Source organism: Rhizobacter sp. P2_G4 (assembly GCF_056403575.1).
On sequence record NZ_JBFUFG010000002.1, the window covers coordinates 1,077,702 to 1,102,525 of the forward strand.

A 24,824-nucleotide genomic window follows, 5' to 3' on the forward strand; every position below is an offset into this window, starting at 1 on the left:
TCTCGACCTCTCCCGCTCAGGCTTGCGTCATGCCCGCCTGTGACTCGCTAGCCGGCACGGCGATACCCAGGGCCAACGCCGTGCTCAGGAACCACAGGACTTCGAAGGCCGAAAGCCGACCCGCCGCGGCCGCTTCGCCAACGCCCATGGCGCGCTGGGTCCAGGCGGCCACCAGCCCCGGTGTGCTCGGGCGCGTGAGGGCCGCAGGCTCGGGCGGACGTGTGAGCTGGTAGCGGCCATTGATGGTGCGGGGCGAGACACCCTGGTCGATGAGGGCGTGCGTCAGGCCCCACAGCAAGGTCGACAGCCGCAAGGTGTGGGTCGTGCTCGGCCACGACATGGCGTCGGGTGCGCGCTGCGGGTCGGCCAACTGCAGCGGCCGCGCCAGCAGCTCGGCCTGCGGCAGCGAGCTCGTGATCTCACCCGTGCGGAAGTCGACGACCATGCAGTGCCCGTCACCCACGCCGAACAGCGTGCGTCGACGCTCGCCGGCGAGCAGGGCACCGACCAGCAGGTCGTGCAATGCGTGCAGCGCCATGCGGGCATGCTCGCGCTGCACAGCGCCGCGCGCCAGCTCGTACAGCGCTGCGGCGGCTTCGAGCGCATCGGTCATCTCGCCGACGCGCAGCGGCGAGGCCACCGACAGGCCGCGCGGTGAGTCGGCCGGCGTCGCGCCGCGTGGCGTGAGCCGCACCAGCACCCGCGGTGGCGAGACGTACTGCGACCAGTCGTGCGGCACGAAAAGTGTGGTGCAGGCGTTGGCGTCTTCCACCCAGCGCAGGCGCAGGCCGGCCTGGCCGTCGAGAATGCGCGTCATCGAGACCAGCACGGCACGATCGCGTGCATCGAGGCCCAGTGCGGCAATGTCGAGCGCACGCCCCTGTGGCGATGCGCTCACAGAGGAGGGGCCGGCAGCAGGGGGGCCGGGGTGTTCGGATTTTTCTGGCATCGGGTGGGTCGAGTGCTCGCAGAGTGCATCGAGGACCAGTCTAGCGACTCACCTGATGTTCTGCGCTCAAGCCGACCGGAACCGCCGAGCCCGCATCGCGGGCCAAAACCCTATCGCCCCTGGGTTCTCGTGAGGAGCTCGCGAACTCGTCTGGGCTCCATGCGATACGGTCGCCGTTCGAGGAGTGAAGCAGGAGATGGCTCATGGATACACGCGTGCGGCACCGGCGCGTCACGATCGGCAATGTGGATACGTTCTATCGCGAAGCTGGGCCGGAAGGCGCACCCGTCGTGCTGCTTCTGCATGGGTATCCGTGTTCGTCCTACGAGTTCCGCAACTTCATGCCGCGCCTGGCGGATCGCTGGCGTTTGATCGCACCGGACTACCCGGGCGCCGGGTACAGCGGAACGCCCGAAGACTTCGAATACAGCTTCGATGGCTACTCCGCGTTTCTCGATGACTTCGTGCGCGAACTCGGCCTGAGCCGCTTCGCCCTCTACCTGCACGACTTCGGTTCTCCCATCGGTGCGCGGCTCGCGATCCGGGCGCCCGAGCGCGTCGTGGCGCTCATCATCCAGAACGGTGACATCCCCTATGAGGATGCGCTGGGGCCGAAGTACGCGGAGATCGAGAAGACCTGGACGCTCCCGGCCGCCGAGATGCACTCGAAGCTGGCTGAATCGATCCGTGAAGAGACTTTCAAGGAGGAGTTCCTGAACGCGGTCGGACCAGAGCTCTCGGAGCACATTCCCCCCGACCTGTGGAAGCTGCACTGGTCACTGATGACGCCGAAACGGCAGGAGATCGCCATCAACCTGATCGCCGGCCTGAGGGAAAACCGGGCCTGGTTCCCGCAACATCGCAAGTACCTCAGCGAGCACCGCCCGCCCTCACTGATTGTCTGGGGACCGCAGGACGACTACATGCCTGAGCAGTCAGCCCGCGCCTATCTGCGCGACCTGCCCGAAGCGGAGTTGCACCTGCTCACCGGCGGCCACTGGTTGCTGGAGACGCACCTCGACGAGGTGGTGGCGCTTGTCCGTGACTTCCTCGGTCGTGTCCACGCGTCGGCCTCCTAAAGCCGAAACCGATCTGCTACTGCCGCAAGATCTTTTCCATGGACTTTCCTTTCGCCAGCTCGTCGATCAGCTTGTCCAGATAGCGAATCTTCTGCATGAGCGGGTCTTCGACTTCTTCCACGCGAACGCCGCAAACCAAGCCTTTGATGAGGGAGCTGTTCGGATGGATGGCGGGCGCTTGGTCAAAGAAGGTCTGAAAGTCGGTGCCCAGTTCGATCTGCCGTTGTAGCGCGGCTGGGTCGTAGCCCGTCAACCAGCCAATGATCTGATTGACTTCGTCTCTCGTGCGGCCTTTGCGTTCAGCCTTCTGAACGTACAGCGCATGAATCTTTGCAAATGCCATCGAAAAAATCCGATGCTGCATCACCACTTCTCCTGTCCTCGCGACCTTCAGCGGATTCGCTGAACTGAGGCGGGGCGCAGCGTCTCCCGACGCCCGCCCCGCATTGCTCACAGAAAGATCAGCCCAGAAAGATCAGAACGGAGAAGCCGGCTCGTAGTACTTGGCGGCGTTTTCCTTCGTGATCAGCACCGAGGGGATGATGGTCGTGGCGGGCATCGGCGTGCCCTTGACTCGTGCTTCGGCGGTGAGCTTCATCGCATCGGCAATCATGCTGGGTGAGTAAGTCACGTCAGCGGTGACGATCTTGTCGCCGTCCATCACCTTCTTGATGTAGTCCTTCGAGCCTGCGCCACCCAGCACCAGCTTCACGTCGCTGCGCTTGGCCTGCTCGATGGCCTTCTGCACGCCGACGGCCATGTCGTCGTCAGAGGCCCACACGGCATCGATCTGCTTGAAGCGCGTGAGGTAGTCCTGCATCACCTTGAAGGCGTCGTCGCGGTTCCAGTTGCCGTGCTTGGCATCCAGCACCTTGATGTCGGGGTACGAGGCCTTGAGGGCGGCATTGAACGCATCGACACGCTGGTTGTCGATGACGGTCGGGATGCCGCGCAGGATGACCACGTTGCCCTTGCCGCCGAGTGCCTTGCCGATGTATTCGCCCGCCACCTTGCCGAAGCCGGGGTTGTCGCCGGCGACGTAGGCGCTTTGCGCGCTGGTGTCGGTGAGGCCGCGATCGACCACCGTCACGAACACGCCCTTGCTCTTGACCTGTGCGACCGGCTTCGTCAGCGGGGCTGATTCGAACGGAAGGATCACCAGCGTGTCGATCTTGTTGGCGGTCTGCAGGTCTTGCACCTGATTGGCCTGCTCGGTGGCCGACGACGCGGTCTTAACGATCACCGTCATGCCGGGGTACTGCTTCTCCAGCTCACCCTTGGTGCGGTTGGCCCAATAGACAACGCCACCGGTCCAGCCGTGCGTGGCCGCCGGGATGGACACACCCATCGTGACCTTGTTTTGGGCTAGGGCGGCACCACCGGCCACCAGTGCGGCCAGTGCGATGGCAGTGCGGATTGCGAATCTTCTGTTGTTCATTGCATGTCTCCTCGTGTTGAGTCTGAGGTCTGGAAAGCCGCTTCCCGACAGGAGGTTGCGGAACGAAATCGCTTCGAGGCAGAGGCTTCGAAGCGGATGAAAACGTCAGCGTCGCGTGCGCTGCATGAATGCCACGGTGATGATCACGAAGCCCTGCACGGCGGCGTTCAGGTACACGCTGATGATGCTGGTGAGGTTGAGGATGTTGCTGATGACCGAGAGCAGCACGGCGCCGATCACCGTGCCCGTGATGCTGCCGGCGCCGCCCTTGAGCGCCGTGCCTCCGACGATCACCGCCGCAATCGCCTCCAACTCCCACAGCAAGCCGGTGGTCGGTGACGCCGACCCCAAGCGCGGCACGTACAGCAAGGTCGCAATGCCCACGCACACCCCGAGCAGCACGTATGTGATCACCTTGATCCGGTCCACGTCGACCGCTGCATAGCGCGCCACCTGTTCGTTCGAGCCGATCGCCTGCACGTAGCGGCCGTAGGCGGTGCGATTGAGGATCAACCCGCCCACCAGCGCCACCACTGCAAAGACCCACACCGGCACCGGCACGCCCAGGAGGCTGGCGTAGTACACCGGGCTGTAGACGTCCGACAGCGCGTTGTCGAGCGTGATCGCGCCGCCGTTGGAGAAGTAGGTGAGGTACGCGCGAAAGATGCCCAAGGTGCCTAGCGTCACGATGAAAGGCTCGATGCGGCCCTTGGTGACGAGCAGCCCATGGGCCAGACCGAACAGCGCGCCCAGCAGCGCAGCGAAGCCCATGCCGAGAACGACCACGAGCACCGGCGAGCCCACGGTGCCGGCCACGGCGTTCATCAGCAGGATCACCGAGCCGGCGATCAGCGCGGCCATGGAGCCCACCGACAAATCGATGCCGCCGGAGATGATGACGAAGCACATGCCCACCGCGATGATGCCGATGAAGGCCGTGCGGGTGAGCAGGTTCATCGCGTTGTCGAGCGTCGCGAAATCGCTGTTGAGCAGTGTGCCGGCGATGCACAGCAGCACCAGCCCCAGCACCGGCCCCATGCCTTGCAGACGGCCGCGGCGCAACCACCCGGTCCCTGGGGTCGGTGCGCGCGCGGCCACGGCCGCGCTCGTGTCAGTGGGTGCCGGTGGCATGGGCGATGAGTTCCTCTTCGGTCAGGTGGTCCGAGGCCAGCGTGGCCTGCAGTGCGCCGGCGCGCATCACCGCGACGCGGTGGCACAGGCCGATCAGTTCCATCAGCTCGGACGAGATCACGATCACGGCGCGGCCCTCGTCGGCGAGCCGCTGGATCAGGAAATAGATCTCGCGCTTTGCCCCCACGTCGACGCCGCGGGTGGGCTCGTCGAGCACCACCACGCGCGGGTCGGGTTGCAGCACCTTGGCGATCGCGAGTTTCTGCTGGTTGCCGCCCGACAGCGACGAGGCGCGGCTCTGCGGATTGCCGCGGATGCCGAAGTCGGCCACGGCTTTCTTCAGCGCGGTCTGCTCCGAGGCGGCGTCGAGCAGCGGCCGCGCGTGGCGCGACAGGTCCATCAGCGTCAGATTCTGGTAGAGCGGAAAGGCGACGTGCAGGCCCTTGCCCTTGCGGTCTTCGCTCAGGTAGGTGAGGCCGTGGCGAGCCGCTTCACGCGGGTTGCGAAAGCGCACCGGCCGCCCGAGCATCGTCACCTCGCCAGCGCTCACGGGGCGCAGCCCGAGCAAGCCTTCGAACAGCTCCGTGCGGCCCGCGCCCACCAGGCCGGCGAAGCCGAGGATCTCACCCGGGCGCACCTCGAAGCTCACCTCGCGAGCCCAGCCCGGCACGGTGAGGCCTTGCACGCGCAGCAACGGCTCGCCGGGCGGGGCAGGGTGCTGCGGCGGGAACATGTCGGACAGCTCGCGGCCCACCATCAGGTTGGCCATGCGCTGGCGCGACAGGCCCGGCGTAGGCTCGCGCGCGACCAGGCGGCCATCGCGCATCACCAGCACTTCGTCGGTGATGCGCTCCACCTCGTCGAGCTTGTGCGAGATGTAGAGGATGGTCACGCCCGAGGCCTTGAGCTGCTCGATCAACGCGAACAGCCGTTGCGTCTCGGTGGGCGTGAGCGTGGCGGTGGGCTCGTCCATCACCAAGAGCCGCGCCTGCCGTGCGAGCGCTTTGGCAATCTCGACCAGCTGCTTCTCGGCCACGATGAGTTCGCCGACGCGCTTGGCCGGGTCGACCTGCAGGCCCACCTGCGCTAGCACCTGCCGCGCGGCCTCGCGCATCGTTGCATCGTCGAGCCACCAGCCGCGGCGCAGTTCGCGGCCGAGAAAGATGTTCTGCGCAATCGTCAGGTCGTCGGCGAGGTTGAACTCCTGGTGGATCAGCACCACGCCCGCGGTCTCGGCATCGCGCGAGCCGGCAAAGCGGCAGGGCTGGCCATCGATGAAGAACTCACCGCCGCTCGCGGCCTCGTAGCCCGACAGGATCTTCATCAGCGTCGACTTGCCCGCACCGTTCTCGCCCAGCAGGCCGTACACGCGGCCGGGCTGCAGCTCGAAGCTGACGCCATGCAGCACGCGCACCGGACCGAAGTCCTTGGTGATGTCGGCGAAGCGGACGTGGAGGCTCATGTGTGGAGCGGTGGTTGGTGAGAGAACGTGGCTGGCGAGAGGGAAGTTGACAGAGAAAACGCTTGTTGCCATCTGGTCTGACCAGATGGAAATCTACCAGCCCGGCGGTGCGTGTCGACGGAGGGTTTTCAGCAGTGCGGCGCCATCACAGTGGCGGCTGCGGGGGGCAGTTGCGCATCCACCCAGCGCCCGTCGGCACGGCTCGACTCGACTGCCGCCTCGATGAATTTCATGCCCAGCGCGCCGTCTTCGACGCCGGGCACCGAGCACGCGCGCGGGTCGGGCGCGCGGCCTTGCCAGCGGGCGTGGATCTGCTCGGCAATGTCGCGGTAGAGCTGCGCAAAGCCTTCGATGTAGCCCTCGGGGTGGCCCGAAGGCGTGCGCGTGGCGTACTGCGCTGCCTCGCCGCTGCCGTTGCCGGCGCGGGTGATGAGGCGCGGCTGCTGGCCGAGCGGCGTGAACCACAGGTGGTTGGGCTGCTCCTGGCAGAAGTCGAGCCCAGCCTTGGTGCCGTACACGCGCACGCGCAGCGCGTTCTCGTTGCCCGGCGCCACCTGGCTGCTCCACAACAGGCCGCGCGCACCGTTGGTGTAGCGCAGCATCACGTGAGCGTTGTCGTCGAGGCGGCGGCCTTCCACAAAGGTGTGCAGGTCAGCGCTCACGGCCTTGACGGTCAGGCCCGAGATGAAGCGGCCCAGGTGTTCGGCGTGCGAGCCGATGTCGCCCAGCGAGCCGCCCGCGCCGGCCTGGTTCGGGTCGACGCGCCAAGCGGCCTGCTTCTGTCCGGTGAACTCGAGCCCGGTGCTCAGCCAGTCTTGCGGGTACTCGGCTTGCACCAGCCGGATCTCGCCCAGCTCGCCGGCCTGCACCATCTCGCGCGCCTGCCGCACCATCGGATAGCCACTGTAGTTGTGCGTTAGCGCGAACAGCCGGCCGCTGCGCTTCACGCGCTGCACCAGGTACAGCGCCTCGGCCAGCGTGGTGGTCATGGGCTTGTCGCAGATGACGTCGATGCCGGCGTCGAGAAACGCGTGGGCGATCGGTGCATGCAGATGGTTGGGCGTGACGATGGCCACCACATCGATGCGGTCTTCGCGTGCCGCTTCGCGCGTGGCCATCTCGCGGTAGTCGGCATAGCTGCGCTCGGGCGAGAGGTGCAGCTCGGCAGCACTCGCCTTGGCGCGCTCGGCCTGCGACGAGAGCGCGCCTGCAACCAGTTCATAACGGTCGTCCAGCCGCGCGGCCATGCGGTGCACGCCGCCGATGAACGCGCCCTGGCCACCACCCACCATGCCGAGGCGGATGCGCCGCGGCGTCGCGCTGTGTGCGCGAGAAGCTTCGATGGTCATCTGCTCGCCCCCTCAAGCCAGGCCCAGGATCTTCTTGTTTTTGGCCAAGTCGACACCGCTGGCCGCAAAGTCGTCGAAGGCCCGGTCGGCCACGCGGATGATGTGCTCCGCGATGAAGGCGGCACCTTCGCGTGCGCCGTCTTCCGGGTGCTTGAGGCAGCACTCCCATTCGAGCACCGCCCAGCCAGGGAAGTCGTACGCTGCCATCTTGGAGAAGATGGCCGGGAAGTTCACTTGCCCGTCGCCCAGCGAGCGGAAGCGCCCCGCGCGGTTCACCCACGACTGGAATCCGCCGTACACGCCCTGGCGGCCGGTCGGGTTGAACTCGGCATCCTTCACGTGGAAGATCTTGATTCGCTCGTGGTAGATGTCGATGTAGTCGAGGTAGTTGAGCTGCTGCAGCACGAAGTGGCTCGGGTCGTACAGCAGGCAGGCGCGCTTGTGCTGGTTCACGCGGTCGAGAAACATCTCGTAGGTGACGCCGTCGTGCAGGTCTTCGCCGGGGTGGATCTCGTAGCAGACGTCGACTCCGCTCGCGTCGAAGGCATCGAGGATGGGCCGCCAGCGCTTGGCGAGCTCGTCGAACGCGCTCTCGATCAAACCAGCAGGCCGTGGTGGCCACGAATAGAGATACGGCCAGGCCAGCGCGCCCGAGAAAGTGGCGTGCGCCGTGAGGCCGAGATTTTCGGAGGCCTTGGCGGCGTACAGCATCTGCTGTACCGCCCACTGCTGTCGCTTGGCCGGGTTGCCACGCACCTCGGGTGCGGCAAAGCCGTCGAAGCCGTCGTCATAAGCGGGGTGCACTGCCACCAGCTGGCCTTGCAAGTGGGTCGACAGTTCGGTGATCTCCAACCCATGCCGGGCCAAAGTCCCCTTCACTTCTTCGCAATAGGTTTTGCTTTCGGCGGCCTTTTTAAGGTCGAAGAGGCGGCCGTCCCAGCTGGGCATCTGAACGCCCTTGTAGCCGAGGCCGGCGGCCCATGCGGCAATGGTGTCGAGTGAGTTGAAAGGCGCTTCGTCGCCCGCGAACTGCGCCAGGAAGATGGCGGGGCCCTTGATGGTTTTCATGCGTGTCTCCTCGGTTTCCGGTCATGCCGTCAATCGGCACTGCGCCAAATGATCGCGCCGCAAAAAGCGGCTGTCAATCTGGTCAGACCAGTTGACTTCGACCCATCCCGCTCCTAAGCTGGAGCCGATCGGTGCCGTGAGACGCGGCCCGGTACAGTTCTCCTTCACTCGGGGTGGCGTTGCAGCGCCCGCCGAAGACCGAAGGAGAAGACCATGCACATCGCCGCCCACAACTGGATGCGTGCCGAACCCATTCGACGAACCCTCGAGCGCATGCACGCCCACGGAATCGACTCCCTCGAGATTGCCGGCGAACCCGAGCAGTACGACACCCGCGAGGTGCGCGCCTTGCTCAAGGAATACGGTTTGCGCTGCTGGGGCGCCGTGACTTTGACGCTGGGCGAACGCAACCTCGCCGCGCGCGATGCCGCGCAGCGCGAGGCGACCGTCGACTACATGAAGCGCGTGGTCACGATGGCGAAGGAGCTCGACGGCGAGATCGTCTCGCTGGTGCCGGTGACCGTGGGCAAGGTGGTGGCCGACGGCTCGCCCGAAGAAGAATGGAAGTGGCTGGTCGACGGCGTGAAAGAGGTCTACGACCATGCCGAGCGCTCCGGCGTGCGCATCGCCATCGAGCCGCTCAACCGCTTCGAGACCTACCTCATCAACCGCGGGGACCAGGCCCTGGCGCTGGCCGACGCAGTGGGCCCGAACTGCGGCGTGTGCCTCGATGTCTTCCACATGAACATCGAAGAGGCGGACCTGCACGCGGCCTTTCGCCACGCCAAGGGCCGCATCCACGACGTGCACCTGGCCGACAGCAACCGCTTCGCCTTGGGCATGGGCCACCTTGATTTCGGCGCCATCGTCGAGACGCTGCGCAGCGTAGGCTATGACGGTGCGCTGTCGCTCGAGTTCGTGGCCACCGTCGACCGCACGCCGGCCAACCCCTACGGCCCGCAGGTCGAGACACGGCCGGTGAACATCTCGCCGCAGCAGCGGCAGTTCATCATCGACCACGGCTCCAACCTGCTGTCCGACGAGTTCTACAGCTCGCTCTTCGGGCGCTCGATGGACGTGCTGCGCCCGCTGGTCGCCCGCAGCTGAACCTGAGTCAAACAGGAGTCACCGTTCCATGCTCTTCGGCAAACTCTTTCACACCGGCCTGCGCACCGCCGATCTCGACGCCAGCGTGCGCTTCTACACCGAGGTGCTGGGCATGGTGCAGGTGACACGCCCGCCGTTCGACTTTCCCGGTGCGTGGCTCGCACCCGCGCAAGCGGGCGCCGAAGCCACCATCCACCTCTACGCCGGCCATGCCGCGCAAGAGGCCGACGGCTCGGTGCAAACGGGCTCGGGCGCCATCGACCACCTGTCCATCGTCTGCGGCGGCTACAGCGCATTCCGTGCGCAGTTCGAGCGCTTCGGGCTGCCATACCGCGAGAACCTGGTGCCCCGTACGCCCCTGTGGCAGCTCTTCATCTACGACCCGAACGGCGTGCAACTGGAGCTCACCTTCCACTCGGCAGCCGAGCGCGAGCCGGTGCCTGTCATCGCGCCCGAACGCCTTTACCGGCCACGCGAGCGCTGGTTTCAGCCGGCGGCGTACCGGCAGTTCTCCAACACACCCAGGGGCGACCATGGAAGGTCTTGAACAGACTGCCAAGCTGCTGCACATGATCCGCGAGCGCGGCTTCAAGCCCGGCGACAAGTTGCCCTCCGAGCGCGACTTGGCGGTGGAGTTCAACATGAGCCGCAGCGCCTTGCGCGAAGGGCTGATCCGGCTCGACACGCTGCGCATCATCGAGTGCCGGCCCAAGTCGGGCATCTACCTGCAGCCCTACGGCGCCGAGCGCAGCATCGAGGCGATGGTGTTGTTCGCCGAGACCAACACCCCGCTGTCGGCCGCCGAGGTGGCGCAGTCGGTCGAGCTGCGCAGCGTGCTCGAGAGCGAGGCCTTGCGCTTGGCCTGCATGCGCCGCACGCAAGACGACCTGGATCGGTTGCAGGCGCTGCTGGCCGAGAGCGAAGCCATCATCAAACGCGGCGACAGCCTCGCCGACCTCGATGCCGAGTTTCACAAGGCCATCGTCGCGGCGACCAAGAACGACGTGCTGCTGCGCTTCATCAACGTGTTCTACCGGATGTCGCGCCAGCGCCGCGAGATCTACTTCGACACGCCGATGCAGAGCAAACGCTCCCACGCGCAGCATCAGCAGCTGTACCGCGCCATCGAGCAGCAAGACGCTGAGGCCGGGCTGCAGGTCTTGCGCCGCCACCTCAAGGGCGTGGACGCTTATTTCCGCATGTTCTTCTCCGAAGGACAGGGGCTCGAGGCCGACACCGTGGCGGCTGCCAAGCCCGCCAGCCGCGCGGCCGCCGCGAACGGCAAGGCAAGTCCAGTCAAGCCGAAGCGCGCCGCCGCACCAGCCACGTCGCGCCGGTGAGTGCCGCCTTGCCACGCGTTCTGCTGACGAACGCGATCCACCCCGAAGCACACGCCCGGCTGGCGCGCTCGGCCGATCTCGTCGTGGCGCCCGAGGCCAACGCCGACACCTTGCGCAGCGCCGCGCGAGGCTGTGCGGTGGTGATGGTGCGCTCGCAGCTGCCCGACGACATCTTCGATGCGGTGCCGACGCTCATCGGCGCTGTGCGCCACGGGGCAGGCGTGGACATGATCCCGATCGACGCAGCCACTGCGCGTGGCGTGCTGGTGGCCAACGTGCCTGGCGTGAACGCCAATGCGGTGGCTGAGCACGTGCTGCGCAGCATGCTGTCGCTGGCCCGCCAGACGCAACAGGTCTCGGCCGTGCTGCGAGAGCAGGGCTGGGTTGCTGCGCGTGCCGCGGCTGAAAGCGGCGTCGAGCTTCGCGGCCGCACCCTGGGCGTGGTCGGTTTCGGCCACGTGGGCCAGGCGGTTGCACGGCTGGCCCACCTGGGGCTGGGCATGCGCGTGCTGGCACACACCCAATCACCCTTGCGCGAGAGCGCTCACGCGACAGCGGCAACGCTCGACGAGTTGATGGCGCAAAGCGACGTGGTCGTGCTCGCGTGCCCGCTCACGCCGCAGACGCGTGGCCTGATCGGTGCCGTACAGCTCGCCCGCATGCGGCGCGGCAGCTGGCTTGTCAACGTGGCGCGCGGGCCGGTGGTCGATGAAGCTGCGTTGCTCGATGCTCTGCAGCGCGGTCACCTGGCCGGTGCCGCGCTCGACGTGTTCGATACGCAGCCACTGCGTGCCGACCATCCGTTCTGGCAGATGCCGCAGGTGCTGGTGACGCCGCACGCGGCTGGCGTCACCGACGACAGCATGCGCGCCATGGGCCTGGGCGCGGTCGAGGCGGTGGAGCACTTGCTGCGCGGCGAATGCCCGCCGACCTGTGTGAACCGGCAGGCACTGCCGGCGTTCACCGCTCGCACGCAGGCGCAGCACATCTGATCTCGCTGCACCAGCTTGCCAGCCGAGTGATGCTCAGTTCTTCTGCGCGAGCTGCTCCAGGATGGCCGGGTTCTCCAGCGTCGAGGTGTCCTGTGTGATGGCCTCGCCCTTCGCAATCGAACGCAGCAGCCTGCGCATGATCTTGCCGCTGCGTGTCTTCGGCAGGTTGTCGCCGAATCGGATGTCCTTGGGTTTGGCGATCGGGCCGATCTGTGTGGCGACCCAGTTGCGCAACTCGTTGGCGATCCTCTTCGCTTCTTCACCGGTGGGGCGGGGCCGTTTCAGCACGACGAAGGCGCAGATCGCTTCACCCGTGGTCTCGTCGGGGCGGCCAACCACGGCAGCTTCTGCCACGAGATCGGTCTTGGAGACCAGCGCTGATTCGATCTCCATCGTGCCCATGCGGTGGCCGGACACGTTGAGCACGTCGTCGATGCGGCCCGTGATGGTGAAGTAGCCGGTCCGCGGGTCGCGGATGGCACCATCGCCGGCCACGTAGTAGCCCTTGAGCTCCGGCGGGAAGTAGCTGCTCTTGAAGCGCTCTGGGTCGCCCCAGATCGTGCGAATCATGCTTGGCCAGGGGCGCTTGATCACGAGGATGCCGCCTTGGCCGTGCGGCACGTCGTTGCCGGCTTCGTCGACGATGGCTGCGGTGATGCCGGGGAACGGCAGCGTGCAGGAGCCGGGCACCAGCGGTGTGGCTCCGGGCAGCGGCGTGATCATGTGGCCGCCGGTCTCCGTCTGCCAGAAGGTGTCGACGATCGGGCAGCGGCCGCCGCCGATGTGCTGGTGGTACCACTCCCAGGCGGCAGGGTTGATGGGCTCGCCGACAGAACCCAGGATGCGCAGGCTCGAGAGGTCGTAGCGCTTCGGGTGCACCGCGGCATCGGCCTCGGCTGCCTTGATCAGCGAGCGGATCGCCGTGGGCGCGGTGTAGAACACGCTGACCTGGTGGTCCTGGATCATCTTCCAGAAGCGGCCCGCGTCGGGGTAGGTCGGCACGCCCTCGAACACCACTTGCGTCGCGCCCAGCGCGAGCGGGCCATAGGCGATGTAGGTGTGGCCGGTGACCCAGCCGATGTCGGCAGTGCACCAGAACACATCGTCCGGCTTCAGGTCGAAGGTCCACTTCGTGGTCAGTGCGGCGTGCAGCAGGTAGCCACCGCTGGAATGCTGCACGCCCTTAGGCTTGCCCGTCGAGCCCGAGGTGTAGAGGATGAACAGCGGGTGCTCGGCACCCACCCATTCGGGTTCACAGACTTCCGCCTGGGCCTGCATCTCTTCGTGCATCCACCGGTCCAGCGCGGGCTGCCAGGCGATGTCTCCGCCGGTGCGGCGGTAGACGATCACGTCTCTCACCGATTCGCAGCCGCCCATGGAGATGGCCTCGTCGACGATGGCTTTCAGCGGCAACTTCTTGCCCCCACGCACCTGCTGGTCGGCGGTGATCACCATCACAGCACCCGCGCCCTCGATGCGGTCGCGCACGCTCTGCGCCGAGAAGCCGCCGAAGACCACGGAATGGATCGCCCCGATGCGCGCACAGGCCTGCATGGCGACCACACCCTCGATGCTCATCGACATGTAGATGACGACGCGATCGCCGCGCTGAACGCCACGCGCCTTCAGCGCATTGGCCAGGCGACAGGTGCGCGCCAGCAGGTCGCGGTAGCTGACCCGCGTCACCAACCCGTCGTCGGCTTCGAAGAGGATCGCGGTCTTCTCGCCCAGGCCGCGCTCGACCTGGGCGTCGAGGCAGTTGTACGAGACATTGAGCGTGCCATCTTCGAACCACTTGTAGAACGGCGCCTGGCTGTCGTCGAGACCGCGGGTGAACGGCGTCTTCCAGTTCAGGAATTCGCGCGCGAGCCGCGACCAGTAGCCAATGGGGTCTGCTTCGGCCTCGGCCACCAGTTTGTCGTAGGCGGCCATGCCGGCCACATGCGCGCCCTGCATGTTCGTGGGTGCAATCACGCGGCTTTCTGCTGGGGTGGCTGCTTGGGTGTCTGCTCTGGTGTGATTCACGACCGTCTCCTGTTCGGGTTCAAGGGTTCGACTGGCTGTTCAGCCACGCCGCAATCGCCGCCGCGCTGCGGAAGTCATCGCACGCGCGGGCCGGAATGGCGGGGTAGCGCTGGTTCCACATGCGCGCCAGTGCCTGGCCGGGGCCGACCTCCAGCACGCAGGCCACTTGTCTGGCGGCGATGTTTTCCATGCATTCGTCCCAGTGAACGGTGCTGTCGATCTGGGCCGCCAGCGCAACGCGTGCAGCTGCTGCGTCCTTGATGCGATCGCGCACGTTGCTGAACAGCACGCTCTGCGGCGCATGGAAGGCGACATTCGCCAACGCCTGCGAGAAGCTCGCTGCCGCCTCGCGCATCCACGGCGTGTGTGACGCGACATCGATGCGAAGGCGTGTGCACTGCGCACCTTGCAGCGAGGCGATGCGCTCGGCTCGGTCCAGCCCAGCATGCGGGCCGCCGACGATCACGCTTTCGATGCCGTTGCGGATGGCCAATGCCACGCCGGTTTCGAGCAGCAACTGTTCGACCCGCGCCTCGGCCAGGCCGCTGATGGCCAGCAGGCCGCCAGGCGCGTGCACCGCACACCGATCCATGGCCTCGGCTCGCACCGCTGCAAGGGCAGCCGCCGCATCGGCATCGATCACGCCTGCGGCGCTGAATGCCGCCAGTTCCCCCACGCTGTAGCCGGCCACCGCCGCAGGAGACGCGACTCTGGCGGCCAGTTGATTCCAGGCCGCCAAGGCGAGCCCGGTCAGCAGCGTCTGCGCGTTCTGGTTGCGCTGCGCCCAGCCTGGGTCGGCCAGCGAGGCGCGCCAGTCCTCAACGCCGAGACGCGCACAGGTGTTGCGCACGATGGCGTCATCCGCCAGCCACGGCAGCATGTCGGCGTGCTGCGTGCCTTGGCCGGAGAAGAGCAGGGCGAAGCTCATGCGCTCGCGCAGATGCGCGTGATCCAGCAGGCTGCCGAGAGCGTGTCTGCAGCACCGCCGGGGGACAGGCGCTGCGCGACGAAGTCCTGCGCAATGGCGTGTGCCTCTCGAAGCCCATCGGGGCGTGCCGCGCCGCCTGCTTCGAGAAACTGCCGCGCACGCTGCTGGGCATAACGCAAGCCGGCCAGGCCGCCACGGTGCGCGAGGTTGCTGTCATCGAGCACGGCCATGATGTGGAACAAGGTGTCGAGCCGCGCCTGCTGGGCTGTCAGGCCGCGGGCGAGCGCCGACGCGAGCGCGGGCACGGCTGCCTCAAACAGCACCGGGAAGCCTTGCGCCGCCTCTTCGGACGCGCTGCGCAGCCCGTGGCGGCGTGCTGCGATGCCACCCGGCAGGGTGGGCGTGCGTTGGCTGCGGCGGGCGAGCACATCGCCCCAGCGGCGGCGCAAGGCCTCGCGCAGTTGGGCCGGGTGCTCCACGCCACCGTGCTCACGCGCGACCACACCCGCCGACGCGCACAGCAGGCCCAGCATGAAGATCGCTCCCCGATGGGTATTGACCCCGCCGGTGGCGGCGAGCATGCGGGCCTCTGCATCGATGCCCAGGCGCTCCAGTACCGCGAACTCAACGCCGGCGAAGCCTGCTTCGGCGATCTGGGCGAAGTAGTGGCGCAGCGAGAACAGGCTGCGCATGAAGGTGTGCGCGTCCATGTCGTCGTGGCTGCCGCAGTCGACCAAGGTCACCAGGCCGGGCTTGGGCGACAGGGACAGTTCGTCCCACAGCGCCAGCGTGGCGGCGCGCCCGATGCCCTCGGGCGTGAGCCCTGAGCCGGCTTGAGCGCGCAAGGCCGAAGTGTTCATGCGGACGGCTCCGCCCGCTCGGCTCGCTCACACCAGACGGTGTCGCGATGCAAGGCCACGCCGTGCAAGCGCTTCACCAGCACAGCATGCGCGCGGCCTGCGCGCCAGTCGATCCATTCGCGCCAAGCCACCGCTGCGCCGTCGTTGAAGAGCAGCTCTCCGTCCAGCCGGGGCCGGGCTGCGTCGAACGACTGCAGGGCCTGCACCACGACGTCCGCATGCGTCGCGCCGTTGACGGTGACTGACAGGTCGAGGTCCGACTCCGGCCGCAAGTAGTCGAGATCACTGATCGCCTGCCAGCCATAGCTGCCGAATACGCGCGCTGTCGCATCGCATGCGTCAAGCTCGGCCATCAGCCTGCGTGCCCGGTATCGCACCAGCGGCGGCAACAGGTCGCGCACCTCGGCAAGGCGCGGAAATTCGTCAACGCGACGCAGCGCCGCGCGCGGCACCTGCAAGGCCAGGCGACGCCGGTCCCAGCGCGCCGGCGCGGGCAAGCCGAGGGCAACCGATCCACTCGAAGCCACATCGAGAGGCTGGGTCGTCACGACCAGCGGCAGCCCCTGCTTCGCCCAATGGGCCAGGCATTCGCGCGCTTGCCGATCCCAGGGCCGGGCCAGGATGGTGGCCCAGCCGGCTTCGGAGAGCCGCGCAAGCTGGTGTCGACGCAGTGACGTCATGGCACCGTGCTCAGGCAGCATCCAGCACGCGTTGAACGACGGCCGCTGCGAGCTTGCGGCCGCCTCGTTCGGCGCCGTCTTGCGCGCGCCGGTCTTCGGTCGATGTCTGGCTCAACGCTTCGCGCAGAGCGGCTTGCAGATCACCGTCCCACAACGAACGCACACCCCCCATCGCCACGTAGTTCTGCACGCCGGGCGCAAACACCGGGTTGGATTGCGACAGCGCCGTGAGCCTGTCTTCAGGCAGCTTGGTCACGCGCGCCATCGCCGGGATGCGCATGACGCGGATCTCTGCTTCCGGCAACGCGTAGCAGGCGTCGGCGATCAGCCCCGAGGTGATGAAGCCGCCCGACAAGGCCTGGTCGTACACCAGCCCGATCACGCGATGGCCCTGGCGTCGCGCCAGGTCGATGCTGGCACCGAGGTGTGCCATCGCGCGGTTGATGCCGAGCAACTCGTCACGCCGGCGCAGCTGCTGCCCCTGCGTGTCGATCAACAGCAGGATGGGCCGGCCTGGGTGTTGCGCCACGGTGTCGAGGACCACGCGCGCCTGTGCGAGCGCGAGCTCGATGCCGATCGGCGCATGGTTCGTGCTGCCGATCACGGTGATCGGCTGGCCTTCGAACATCACTTCGCCGCGAAGAAAGTCGCCCGCCTCACGCATGCCGTGGAAGGGGCCGAAGAGCTGGGTGACAAGAGCGTTCCACTGCATTTCAGATGCTCCTCAGTTGATCGTGCGCAAGGCGCGCACGGCGTCGACACCCAGCTCGGGCACGCGCTGCGCGTCGGTGACGCCCAGTGCGCTCCATAGCAGCGTGGCCTCGTCTTGGCCGGCGGTTTCGGCGGGCAGGGCATGCAGGCGCGCGAAGAGCAAGGCATGCTCTTCGTCCAATGCGGCCAGGGTCAGCGGTTTCGAGGCGCCGAGTGCTGCAATGGCGGCCGCACGAAACGCGGCAACGTCGTCTGCGACCAACGCGTCGCAATCGCCCGTCAGCCAGCGGTGCTTGCCGCCGGTGGTGCGCCAGACCAGCGCGCGGTCACGCGAGTCGAACTCGTCGACGCCGTGCGAGGCCTCGATCACTTCGGGCCCCGACATCGCCAGCCGCCCCATGTCGCTCATCACGATGTGGTCCGCGCAACGCGCGACGATGCCCATGCCGCCGAAGCATCCGTTGGCTCCGCCGATCAGCACGATGACCGGGATGCCGGCCGCGCGCACGTCGAGCACGGCGCGCATCACTTCAGACACTGCGATCAGCCCCGCGTTGGCCTCGTGCAGGCGCACGCCGCCCGATTCGGCCAGCAGCAGCACGGCAGTGGGCCGATCGCGCAGCGCACGCTGCAGCAGGCCGACCAGCTTGGCGCCGTGCACCTCGCCGACGCCTCCGCCCATGAACTCGCCCTCTTGCGCAGCGACGAACACGGTGTGGCCATCGAGCGTGGCGCGGCCAATGGCCACGCCGTCGTCGAATGCACTGGGCACGCCCAGCTGCGCAAGGTGAGGGCTCGTGACCCGCTCGCTCGGCGGCAACCATTCGTGAAACGAGCCCGCGTCCAGCAGCAACGCGAGCCGCTCGCGGGCCGAGCATTCGGCAAAGCTGATCATGGTGTGGCTCCGGCGATCTCGGCCACGGCCTGGTCGAGCCGCAGGCTCACGACCGCGGGCGTGGCGCCCATGTCGTTGATGGAAATGCGCACTCCGGCCAGCGGGTGGCGCGCATGGAAGTCGCTCATCACGGCCTGCCAGATCGCACCGAAGCCACGCGCCGATGTCTCGACGCGTACCACGCAATCCGTGCTCGCATCGGCCTCGAGCATCACCTCGAGGTTGCCCGAGCCGACCACGCCGACCAACACGGGTGCGAAGCCGCCCACCGGCTGCCCGCCGGTGAAGGAGAAGTTGAGGGTTTCAAGCCCTGCTGGAACGTCGCTCATGGTTGAAATCTCCCGCTACCAGTTTCTGAAACGTTTTGGGGGTTGGTACAGCCCGCCGGAGGCATTCACCAGGTCGCGCATGCTGCGTGCCGCCAGCAGGTTGCGCGTGGCCAGGCGGGGGTCGATGCCGAGATCCTGTGGCCGACGGATCACGCCACGGTCGCGCAGGTTCTCGACCGCGCGTTTGTCTCGTGCCAGGCCCACGGCCGTGTAGCCGGCCACGCCACGGATGGCCTGCTCGCGCTCGGCATCACTGCGGCACATGAGCAGGTTGGCGATGCCTTCTTCGGTGAGGATGTGCGACACGTCGTCGCCGTAGATCATGATCGGCGGCAGCTCCATGCCCGATTGCTCCTGCAGCGTCCAGGCGTCGAGCCGGTCGACGAAGGCCGGCTGCATGTGCTCGCGAAAGGTCTCGACCATCTGCACCACCAGCTTCTGCCCCCGCGGCGTGCCGGCTGCGCCWGTGCGGCCGGCACGCGCCTCGCGCCCGGCCTTCAGCCACGCAGGGCTGGAGTGGCGGCGGCCGCGTGCATCGGCGCCCATGTTCGGCGCGCCGCCGAAGCCGGAGATGCGGCCGAGCGTGGCGGTCGAGCTGTTGCCGTCGAGGTCGACCTGCAGCGTCGAGCCGATGAACATGTCGCAGGCGTAGTGGCCGGCCGCCTGGCAGAAGGCGCGGTTGCTGCGCAGGCTGCCGTCGGGTCCGGTGAAGAAGACGTCGGAGCGGGCGCGGATGTAGTCTTCCATGCCCAGCTCGGAACCGAAGGAGTGCACCGATTCGACCCAGCCCGCCTCTATGGCTGGGATCAGCGCAGGGTGCGGGTTCAGGGCCCAGTGCTTGCCGATCTTGCCCTTGAGGCCCAGCGATTCGGCGTAAGTCGGCAGCAGCAACTCGATGGCTGCGGTGTCGAAGCCGATGCCATGGTTCAAGCGCTGCACGCCGTACTCGCCGTAGATGCCCTTGATGGCCATCATCGCCATCAGCACCTGAATCTCGCTGATCTGCGCTGGGTCGCGCGTGAAGAGCGGTTCGATGACGTTAGGGCGCGGCGCCTTCACGACGAAGCTGACCCAATCGGCCGGAATGTCGATGCGCGGCAGCGTGGTCGTCTCGCCGTCGACCATCTCGTTGACCTGCGCGATCACAATGCCGCCAGAGAAGGCCGTGGCCTCGACGATGGCCGGCGTGTCTTCGGTGTTGGGGCCGGTGTAGAGGTTGCCTTCTGCATCGGCGGCCTGCGCCGCGACCAACGCCACCTTGGGCGTGAGGTCGACGAAGTAGCGCGCGAAAAGTTCGAGGTAGGTGTGGATCGCACCGATCTCGATGCGCCCGCCCGACACCAGCTTGGCCAGGCGCGCGCCCTGCGGCCCCGAGAAGCTGAAATCGAGCCGCGACGCAATGCCGTTCTCGAAGACGTCAAGGTGCTCGGGCAGCGCCAGCACCGACTGCACCATGTGCAGGTGGTGAACCCGATTCGGGTCGACCTGCACCAAGGCCTTGGCCAGGAAGTCGGCCTGCTTCTGGTTGTTGCCTTCGAGGCAGACGCGGTCACCGGGTGCGATCACCCCTTCGAGCAGGCTGCCAATGGCTTGCGCATCCACCACCTTGCCGGCGAGCCGCGCACCCAGCGCATCGGCCGCGCGCGCCAGCCGCGCAGCGCGGTCATCGGCCTTGGAGTTCCAGTCTCTTGTGTTCATGGATTGCCGTCGGGTTCAAGGATTCGGTTGATGCGGTGCCGCCTCACAGCACCACGAAGAGCAGCCACACCACGATCGGTGCCACCAGTGTCACGATCGCGCCGTACACCATCAGCTGCCGGAAGAACACGTCGCGGTCGATGCCCTTGGCGTTGGCGAGAACCAGTGCACCGTTCGTGGAGAAGGGGCTCACGTCGACGATGGTCGATGACACCGCCATGGCCGCGATGAAGCCGATGGCACTGACACCTGCCTCGCCCTGGAGGAAGGGCACGCCCAGGGGGATGAGCGACCCCAGCACGGCGGTCGACGATGCGAATGCAGACACCACCGCGCCGACGAAACACAGCAGCAGCGCAGCCATCATCGGCGAGGTGAGCCCCGCCACGCTGTGCCCGACGAAGTCGATCGTGCCCATCTTCTCCATCACGCCCACATAGGTGCTGACGCCGACGATGAGCATGATCTCGGGCCACGACACCTGGCCCAGTGCGCGTTTCTGCAGGTTGGGCGCCATCAGCGTGAGCAGCAGGCCGATCGTGATCGAGACGAAGCCGATGTCCTGCTTGAAGAAGAGCGTGAGCACCGCGAGGGCGAGCAGCCCCGCCACGGTCGCGTATTGATAGAGGCTTGTGCCTTTGCCGATCGTGCCCGACGGCTGCGACCGCATCAGCGAATCGCTGTTGTGCCCGGCGGTGAGTCGCTCCTCGCCGAACGACTCACCCTCGGCGTCGCCGTAGACCTGCGCTCCGCCCTGGCCGTGCGCCACGCGCCGCACAGCCGGCATGGCACCGGTGACGTCGGCCTTCTGCCTCAGCAGCTTCATGCCGCCCAACATGAAGAACAGCAGCAAGGACACCGACAGATTGACCCCCAGGCTGGCCAGCATGGTCGTCATCTCGCTCAGTGGCAGGCCCGCCTTGGCGACGATCTTGTTGGTGATGCCGCCGTAGATGCTGATCGGGGAGAAGCCGCCGCCCTGTGCGCCGTGCACGACCATCAGGCCCATCAGCAAGGGGTTGATTCCGTACTTGGCGGCAAAGCCCAGCGCGATCGGCGCAATGATGGCCACGGCAGCCGGGCTGACCGCACCCACGGCGGTGAGCAGTGCGGCGATGAAGAACATGATCCACGGGATGGCGGCAATGCGCCCGCGCACCCCGCGCACCGCCAACTTGACAAGCCAGTCGATCGTGCCGTTGTTCTGCGCCAGCGCAAACAGGTAGGTGATGCCGACCAGCGTGAGGAACAGGTCAGCCGGGAAGCCGCCCATGATGGCCTTGGCGTTCATGCCAGCCGCCAGCGTGCCGACCAGGAATGCGCCAACGAAGGCAATCACGCCCATGTTGATCGGCAGTACGGTGGCCAGCACGAACATGCCGATCAGCATGTAGATGGAAATCCAGTGAGCACTCATCGATCTGTCTCCGGCGGGTTTTTATGGGACGGCACGCAAGGCGCCGTTCGTCTGGGTGCCAAAGTTACGCACCCCGCCCGGGACGATCAATGAAGCAACGGCGTCGACCTTTACGCCAGCTGAAACGATCGAGGGTTAACCCTCGACCTCGCCCTCGCTGTGTGAGCAGGCCCTGGGGCTCAGCCGCCGAGCTCGGCGCGGGCGAGGCGGCACACCGTCAGCAGCGCCAGGAGGTTCGGGTCGCGCTCGCGGGTGCGCAGGAAGTGGAGCCCGATGGTCTGGCGCATCAGGTACTTGGGTTGCAAGGGAATGAACTGGATCGTTTGCGGCATCACGCTGCGCACGCGACCGGGCAGGAGCGTGAACCCGATGCCGCCGCTCACCAGGTTCATCAGCGAGAAGATGTCGCCGGTCTTCATCACGACGTTGGGTGTGAAGCCAGCAATGCGAAACGAATCGACGAATCCGCTGTAAGTGACGAAGCCTTCGCTCAGCGTGACGAACCGCTCCTCGGCGCACGCGGCCAGATCGATCTGCTCCAGCGCGGCGTAGCGCGAGCCCACGGGCGCAGCGAAGAAGATGTCGTCCTCGAAGAGCGGCTCCGATTCGATGTCAGCGGCGCCCTCGGGCGTGCCCATCAACGCAGCGTCGACGGCACTGTCACGCAGCTTCTGCAACAGGTCGGCGTTGGAGCCGAGGACGAGTTCGGTCTGTATGTCGGGCTTGCGCAGCTTCATGCCCATCACGAGCGTGGGCACCGTGTGGTGGGTCAGCGAGTAGAGCGAGCCGATGCGGATGCGGTCGGCCGAATAGCCGGCCACCTCGCGTGTGGAACGGATGCCCTCGGACATGGTGCGCAAAACCTCGCGCGCCACCTCGGCCAACGCATGGGCCGCGTCGTTGGGATGCAGGTTGCGGCCTTCGTGCCGGAACAGGCTGCAGCGCAACCCTGTCTCCAGCGAGTGCAATGCCCGATGCACGCTGACGGCGCTGATGCCCAGCTTGTCGGCGGCACGCACGAGGTTGCCGGCCTCCATGAAAGCCAGGAGGATTTCGAGCCTGCGAAAGGTGATCTCTTCATCGACGCGGACTGACATGGTGACGTCCCGTGAACAGGCTTCGATCGTATGCCAAGCGCAGTTCGGCTTAGGCATGGCGACGTCCCGAGCACGTGGGCCCGGTCCAGCCAGGCGAGCACTGAAGCGACGGGAGTGTGAACCCCCGTCGCACACCACGGTTTGCGCTTCAGGGCGTGGTGATCCCGTGCAAGTCCTGCAGAGCAGGAACCAGCATGCCGTGATAAGGCAGCAGCAGGCTGCGCCGCCGTGCCCGCCCGAGGCATTCCACCGGGAACGGACGGGCGTCTGCAAAGCCGATGAAGGTTGCAATCCCGAACGGCAGGCTGATCTCGCTGCAGACCACCTGGCCGATGCAAGCCAGCCCGATCTCACTCAAGATCGATACGCGTGCGCCTTGCAGATCTTCTTCCTCCGGCCGCACGAGGGTGTACGAAAGCGGCGCGATTTCGCCCGGCATCTCGAGGAGGATGCTGCGGCCAAGAGACGCGATGTCTCGTCTGGCGCAGTCGGCGCTGCGCAGCTCCATGTCGACCAGCAGGCGCGCGGCGTACTCCCCAGGGTTGAATTCGACCTCGCGTACACGAAGCCAATCCTCTGCGGCCCGCTCGATCAGTGCCGCTTCTTCGAGCGTCAACCAGCGATGGCTCTTCATGCTGCTCTCCTTCCGTTGGGTTGCAGCCGCACGGCATCGCGTCGACGACGCGCATGCGAGTGCTGCGGGTTGGCGTTTGACCGGCCTTGTGGGGCGGCCTTCGGCACGACGAGAACGTCGCTGCGAGCCCAGCCAAGAATGCGTTGAGCCACGCTCCCCCACAGGAAATCGTTCGAGGCGGAGCTGTGCGCCTTGCCCACCACGATGAGGTCGGCGCCCGAGTTCTCTTGCTGCACGACCGCCTGGCGTGCGGCGTCCCCGCGGCCGATTTGGGTCATGAGCCGGCTGCCGTGCACGCCGAGCTGGTTCGAGACTTCCCGCAATCGATTCCTCGCGTTGGCGACCCAGCGCTGGCGATAGATCTTGATCGCCTGTCCGGTGGCCCCTGCGAACACCAGTTTTGCCTCGTCGTGCAGTGCGACTGCGTGGAAGAGCCGCAGCTCCGCACTCGGTTGGAGGTTTCCGGCGAACGCGCCCAGCACCAACGCATGTTTGGAGAGGTCGACCGCGACGACCATGCGGGCATAAGGCCTGTCGGGCGCGTTGCGGGTCACCAGGACCGGAACCTTGCACTCTCGCAACAACCGCACCACCGGTTGGCCGCGAAAGAACGCAGCAAGAGACCGCTCCCGCCTTTGTGGCACCACGACGAGATCGACGCCGGCGGCGTTTGCTGCGACCTCCTCGAAACTGCCCGCACTGGCAGGCAGCGCCTGGACGTCCAACCGCAGGTCGGTTTCGATGCGCCTGGCCATCGCGGCGAGTTCGGCGTGGGCACCAGGCTCCGCAGCGTGGCCGTGCGGCGGCACGTACACCAGCCTGAGGCTGGCGTTGTGTGCGCGCGCCAATTGCTGAGCTCGCACCACGGCCTTGTTTTCGTGTGCCGAGAGGTCCGTTGCGACAAGAATGGATTTGATAGGCATGTCTGTTCCTTCGTTCATGAACGTGGCCGGTCCGCAGGGACCGGATGTCAACAAGAAGCTCGGGCGGGCGACTACTTGACGTAGTCGCCGCTGGCCTCCGGCTGGAACAGAATCCCTTCGATGCGGACGGCGCTTTCTTCGCCGTTCGGTCCGGTCCACGTGGCGAGGGCGCCGACAGGCAGCCCGATCAGCGCCATGCCAGCGGGTGACAGAACCGAGATGAATCCCATGGCGGGCTCCGCGTCTCGCGGGTAGCACAAGACGAACGTCTGCTGCCGCGGCGACTTCATGTCGCTCACGCTGAACTGCGCGTACATGGTCACCACGTCCGCGGGAATGGCCTGGGACGGCACCACTTCTGCGTCACACAGCATCTCGTCGAGATACGGCGTGGCGCCGGCGGCGACGAGCTTGTTGAGACGAGCGAAATCGAGCTCGGTGAGCTTGCGCTCCGAGATGTTGAGGACTTGCATGAAGCACTCCATGACGTTGAGCCACGCGGATCGCGAAGCTCGCTATGCGCCAGGTCTTTGGGCCCGGCGGTCGATGGTTAGCGCTTGAGAGGGAGGTGGTGGCCGCCGGGCCTAGGGATGTGCAGGCGTTCGTTGCTCGAACACCTGCACGAGCACGCGCGAACGCGACTCGGCGTCGCGCACGAAGGCGGCGACGGCGATCTCGATCAGGTGCAGGGACGTGGAGGTGACCATGGTCA

26 protein-coding genes are annotated in these 24,824 nt (G+C 66.7%); 5 read left to right on the forward strand and 21 right to left on the reverse strand.

What is annotated here, in order from left to right; translation table 11 throughout:
- Positions 1 to 16: 16 nt before the first annotated feature.
- Positions 17 to 949, reverse strand: a complete 933-nt coding sequence (locus AC1DYS_RS11375) for a hypothetical protein (RefSeq protein ID WP_477899022.1) — start codon at positions 947 to 949, stop codon at positions 17 to 19.
- 203 nt (positions 950 to 1,152) lie between these two features.
- Here AC1DYS_RS11375 and AC1DYS_RS11380 point away from each other — a divergent pair, with 203 nt between their 5' ends.
- Complete coding sequence (locus AC1DYS_RS11380; RefSeq protein WP_477899024.1) at positions 1,153 to 2,028, forward strand: alpha/beta fold hydrolase; 876 nt, start codon at positions 1,153 to 1,155, stop codon at positions 2,026 to 2,028.
- A gap of 16 nt (positions 2,029 to 2,044) precedes the next feature.
- On the opposite strand, the gene AC1DYS_RS11385 is transcribed toward AC1DYS_RS11380, so the two are convergent.
- From AC1DYS_RS11385 to AC1DYS_RS11410, 6 genes are all read right to left on the reverse strand, one after another.
- A complete protein-coding gene (locus AC1DYS_RS11385; RefSeq protein ID WP_477899026.1) occupies positions 2,045 to 2,392 on the reverse strand; it encodes a DUF2200 domain-containing protein in 348 nt (115 codons plus the stop codon).
- Positions 2,393 to 2,503: 111 nt separating this feature from the next.
- Complete coding sequence (locus AC1DYS_RS11390; protein WP_477899028.1) at positions 2,504 to 3,466, reverse strand: ABC transporter substrate-binding protein; 963 nt, start codon at positions 3,464 to 3,466, stop codon at positions 2,504 to 2,506.
- Positions 3,467 to 3,571: 105 nt separating this feature from the next.
- Positions 3,572 to 4,597 carry an ABC transporter permease gene (locus tag AC1DYS_RS11395; protein WP_477899030.1) on the reverse strand — a complete coding sequence of 342 codons (1,026 nt, stop codon included), beginning with the start codon at positions 4,595 to 4,597 and terminating at the stop codon, positions 3,572 to 3,574.
- Positions 4,578 to 6,059, reverse strand: coding sequence for a sugar ABC transporter ATP-binding protein (locus AC1DYS_RS11400; RefSeq protein ID WP_477899032.1), 1,482 nt, complete (start codon positions 6,057 to 6,059; stop codon positions 4,578 to 4,580). Before AC1DYS_RS11400 ends, AC1DYS_RS11395 begins: the two co-directional genes overlap by 20 nt.
- A 128-nt stretch (positions 6,060 to 6,187) precedes the next feature.
- Positions 6,188 to 7,408, reverse strand: coding sequence for a Gfo/Idh/MocA family protein (locus AC1DYS_RS11405; protein WP_477899034.1), 1,221 nt, complete (start codon positions 7,406 to 7,408; stop codon positions 6,188 to 6,190).
- A gap of 12 nt (positions 7,409 to 7,420) precedes the next feature.
- The gene (locus tag AC1DYS_RS11410) at positions 7,421 to 8,476 is read right to left on the reverse strand and encodes a sugar phosphate isomerase/epimerase family protein (RefSeq protein ID WP_477899036.1); all 1,056 of its coding nucleotides are present in this window, start codon (positions 8,474 to 8,476) and stop codon (positions 7,421 to 7,423) included.
- A gap of 213 nt (positions 8,477 to 8,689) precedes the next feature.
- On the opposite strand from AC1DYS_RS11410, the gene AC1DYS_RS11415 reads away from it, so the two are divergent.
- From AC1DYS_RS11415 to AC1DYS_RS11430, 4 genes are read left to right on the forward strand one after another with little or no spacing between them, the layout of a single operon-like run.
- Positions 8,690 to 9,583, forward strand: a complete 894-nt coding sequence (locus AC1DYS_RS11415; RefSeq protein WP_477899038.1) for a sugar phosphate isomerase/epimerase family protein — start codon at positions 8,690 to 8,692, stop codon at positions 9,581 to 9,583.
- 28 nt (positions 9,584 to 9,611) lie between these two features.
- Positions 9,612 to 10,130 (forward strand): VOC family protein, encoded by a 519-nt coding sequence (locus AC1DYS_RS11420; protein WP_477899040.1) that lies wholly within the window; start codon positions 9,612 to 9,614, stop codon positions 10,128 to 10,130.
- On the forward strand, positions 10,117 to 10,923 hold the full coding sequence (locus AC1DYS_RS11425) for a FadR/GntR family transcriptional regulator (protein ID WP_477899042.1): 807 nt from the start codon (positions 10,117 to 10,119) through the stop codon (positions 10,921 to 10,923). Before AC1DYS_RS11420 ends, AC1DYS_RS11425 begins: the two co-directional genes overlap by 14 nt.
- Before the next feature lie 8 nt (positions 10,924 to 10,931).
- A complete protein-coding gene (locus AC1DYS_RS11430; protein ID WP_477899044.1) occupies positions 10,932 to 11,915 on the forward strand; it encodes a hydroxyacid dehydrogenase in 984 nt (327 codons plus the stop codon).
- Between the two features lie 33 nt (positions 11,916 to 11,948).
- On the opposite strand, the gene acs is transcribed toward AC1DYS_RS11430, so the two are convergent.
- The 14 genes from acs to AC1DYS_RS11500 form a co-directional block, all read right to left on the reverse strand.
- Positions 11,949 to 13,871, reverse strand: a complete 1,923-nt coding sequence (gene acs / locus AC1DYS_RS11435) for an acetate--CoA ligase (RefSeq protein WP_477899622.1) — start codon at positions 13,869 to 13,871, stop codon at positions 11,949 to 11,951.
- 88 nt (positions 13,872 to 13,959) lie between these two features.
- A complete protein-coding gene (locus tag AC1DYS_RS11440; RefSeq protein ID WP_477899046.1) occupies positions 13,960 to 14,868 on the reverse strand; it encodes an acyltransferase domain-containing protein in 909 nt (302 codons plus the stop codon).
- Entirely contained in the window at positions 14,865 to 15,728 is an 864-nt protein-coding gene (mdcB, locus tag AC1DYS_RS11445; RefSeq protein WP_477899048.1) for a triphosphoribosyl-dephospho-CoA synthase MdcB, read from the reverse strand. The genes AC1DYS_RS11440 and mdcB overlap by 4 nt, the downstream gene beginning before the upstream one ends.
- Positions 15,725 to 16,408 carry a malonate decarboxylase holo-[acyl-carrier-protein] synthase gene (gene mdcG, locus AC1DYS_RS11450; protein WP_477899050.1) on the reverse strand — a complete coding sequence of 228 codons (684 nt, stop codon included), beginning with the start codon at positions 16,406 to 16,408 and terminating at the stop codon, positions 15,725 to 15,727. Before mdcG ends, mdcB begins: the two co-directional genes overlap by 4 nt.
- 10 nt (positions 16,409 to 16,418) lie before the next feature.
- Complete coding sequence (gene mdcE, locus AC1DYS_RS11455) at positions 16,419 to 17,120, reverse strand: biotin-independent malonate decarboxylase subunit gamma (protein WP_477899052.1); 702 nt, start codon at positions 17,118 to 17,120, stop codon at positions 16,419 to 16,421.
- A gap of 12 nt (positions 17,121 to 17,132) precedes the next feature.
- Positions 17,133 to 18,014 (reverse strand): biotin-independent malonate decarboxylase subunit beta, encoded by an 882-nt coding sequence (locus AC1DYS_RS11460; RefSeq protein WP_477899054.1) that lies wholly within the window; start codon positions 18,012 to 18,014, stop codon positions 17,133 to 17,135.
- A complete protein-coding gene (mdcC, locus tag AC1DYS_RS11465) occupies positions 18,011 to 18,343 on the reverse strand; it encodes a malonate decarboxylase acyl carrier protein (RefSeq protein WP_477899056.1) in 333 nt (110 codons plus the stop codon). Before mdcC ends, AC1DYS_RS11460 begins: the two co-directional genes overlap by 4 nt.
- 15 nt (positions 18,344 to 18,358) lie before the next feature.
- Complete coding sequence (gene mdcA / locus AC1DYS_RS11470) at positions 18,359 to 20,041, reverse strand: malonate decarboxylase subunit alpha (RefSeq protein WP_477899058.1); 1,683 nt, start codon at positions 20,039 to 20,041, stop codon at positions 18,359 to 18,361.
- 43 nt (positions 20,042 to 20,084) lie between these two features.
- Positions 20,085 to 21,458 carry an SLC13 family permease gene (locus AC1DYS_RS11475; RefSeq protein ID WP_477899060.1) on the reverse strand — a complete coding sequence of 458 codons (1,374 nt, stop codon included), beginning with the start codon at positions 21,456 to 21,458 and terminating at the stop codon, positions 20,085 to 20,087.
- Positions 21,459 to 21,637: 179 nt separating this feature from the next.
- Positions 21,638 to 22,555, reverse strand: coding sequence for a LysR substrate-binding domain-containing protein (locus AC1DYS_RS11480; RefSeq protein WP_477899062.1), 918 nt, complete (start codon positions 22,553 to 22,555; stop codon positions 21,638 to 21,640).
- A 148-nt stretch (positions 22,556 to 22,703) separates the two neighbouring features.
- A complete protein-coding gene (locus tag AC1DYS_RS11485) occupies positions 22,704 to 23,171 on the reverse strand; it encodes a hypothetical protein (protein ID WP_477899064.1) in 468 nt (155 codons plus the stop codon).
- 14 nt (positions 23,172 to 23,185) lie between these two features.
- On the reverse strand, positions 23,186 to 24,130 hold the full coding sequence (locus AC1DYS_RS11490; RefSeq protein WP_477899624.1) for a universal stress protein: 945 nt from the start codon (positions 24,128 to 24,130) through the stop codon (positions 23,186 to 23,188).
- Between the two features lie 53 nt (positions 24,131 to 24,183).
- Positions 24,184 to 24,585, reverse strand: coding sequence for a GreA/GreB family elongation factor (locus tag AC1DYS_RS11495; protein ID WP_477899066.1), 402 nt, complete (start codon positions 24,583 to 24,585; stop codon positions 24,184 to 24,186).
- A gap of 111 nt (positions 24,586 to 24,696) precedes the next feature.
- Positions 24,697 to 24,819: a hypothetical protein gene (locus AC1DYS_RS11500; protein ID WP_477899068.1), complete on the reverse strand. Its 123-nt coding sequence runs from the start codon at positions 24,817 to 24,819 to the stop codon at positions 24,697 to 24,699.
- Between the last annotated feature and the right edge of the window lie 5 nt (positions 24,820 to 24,824).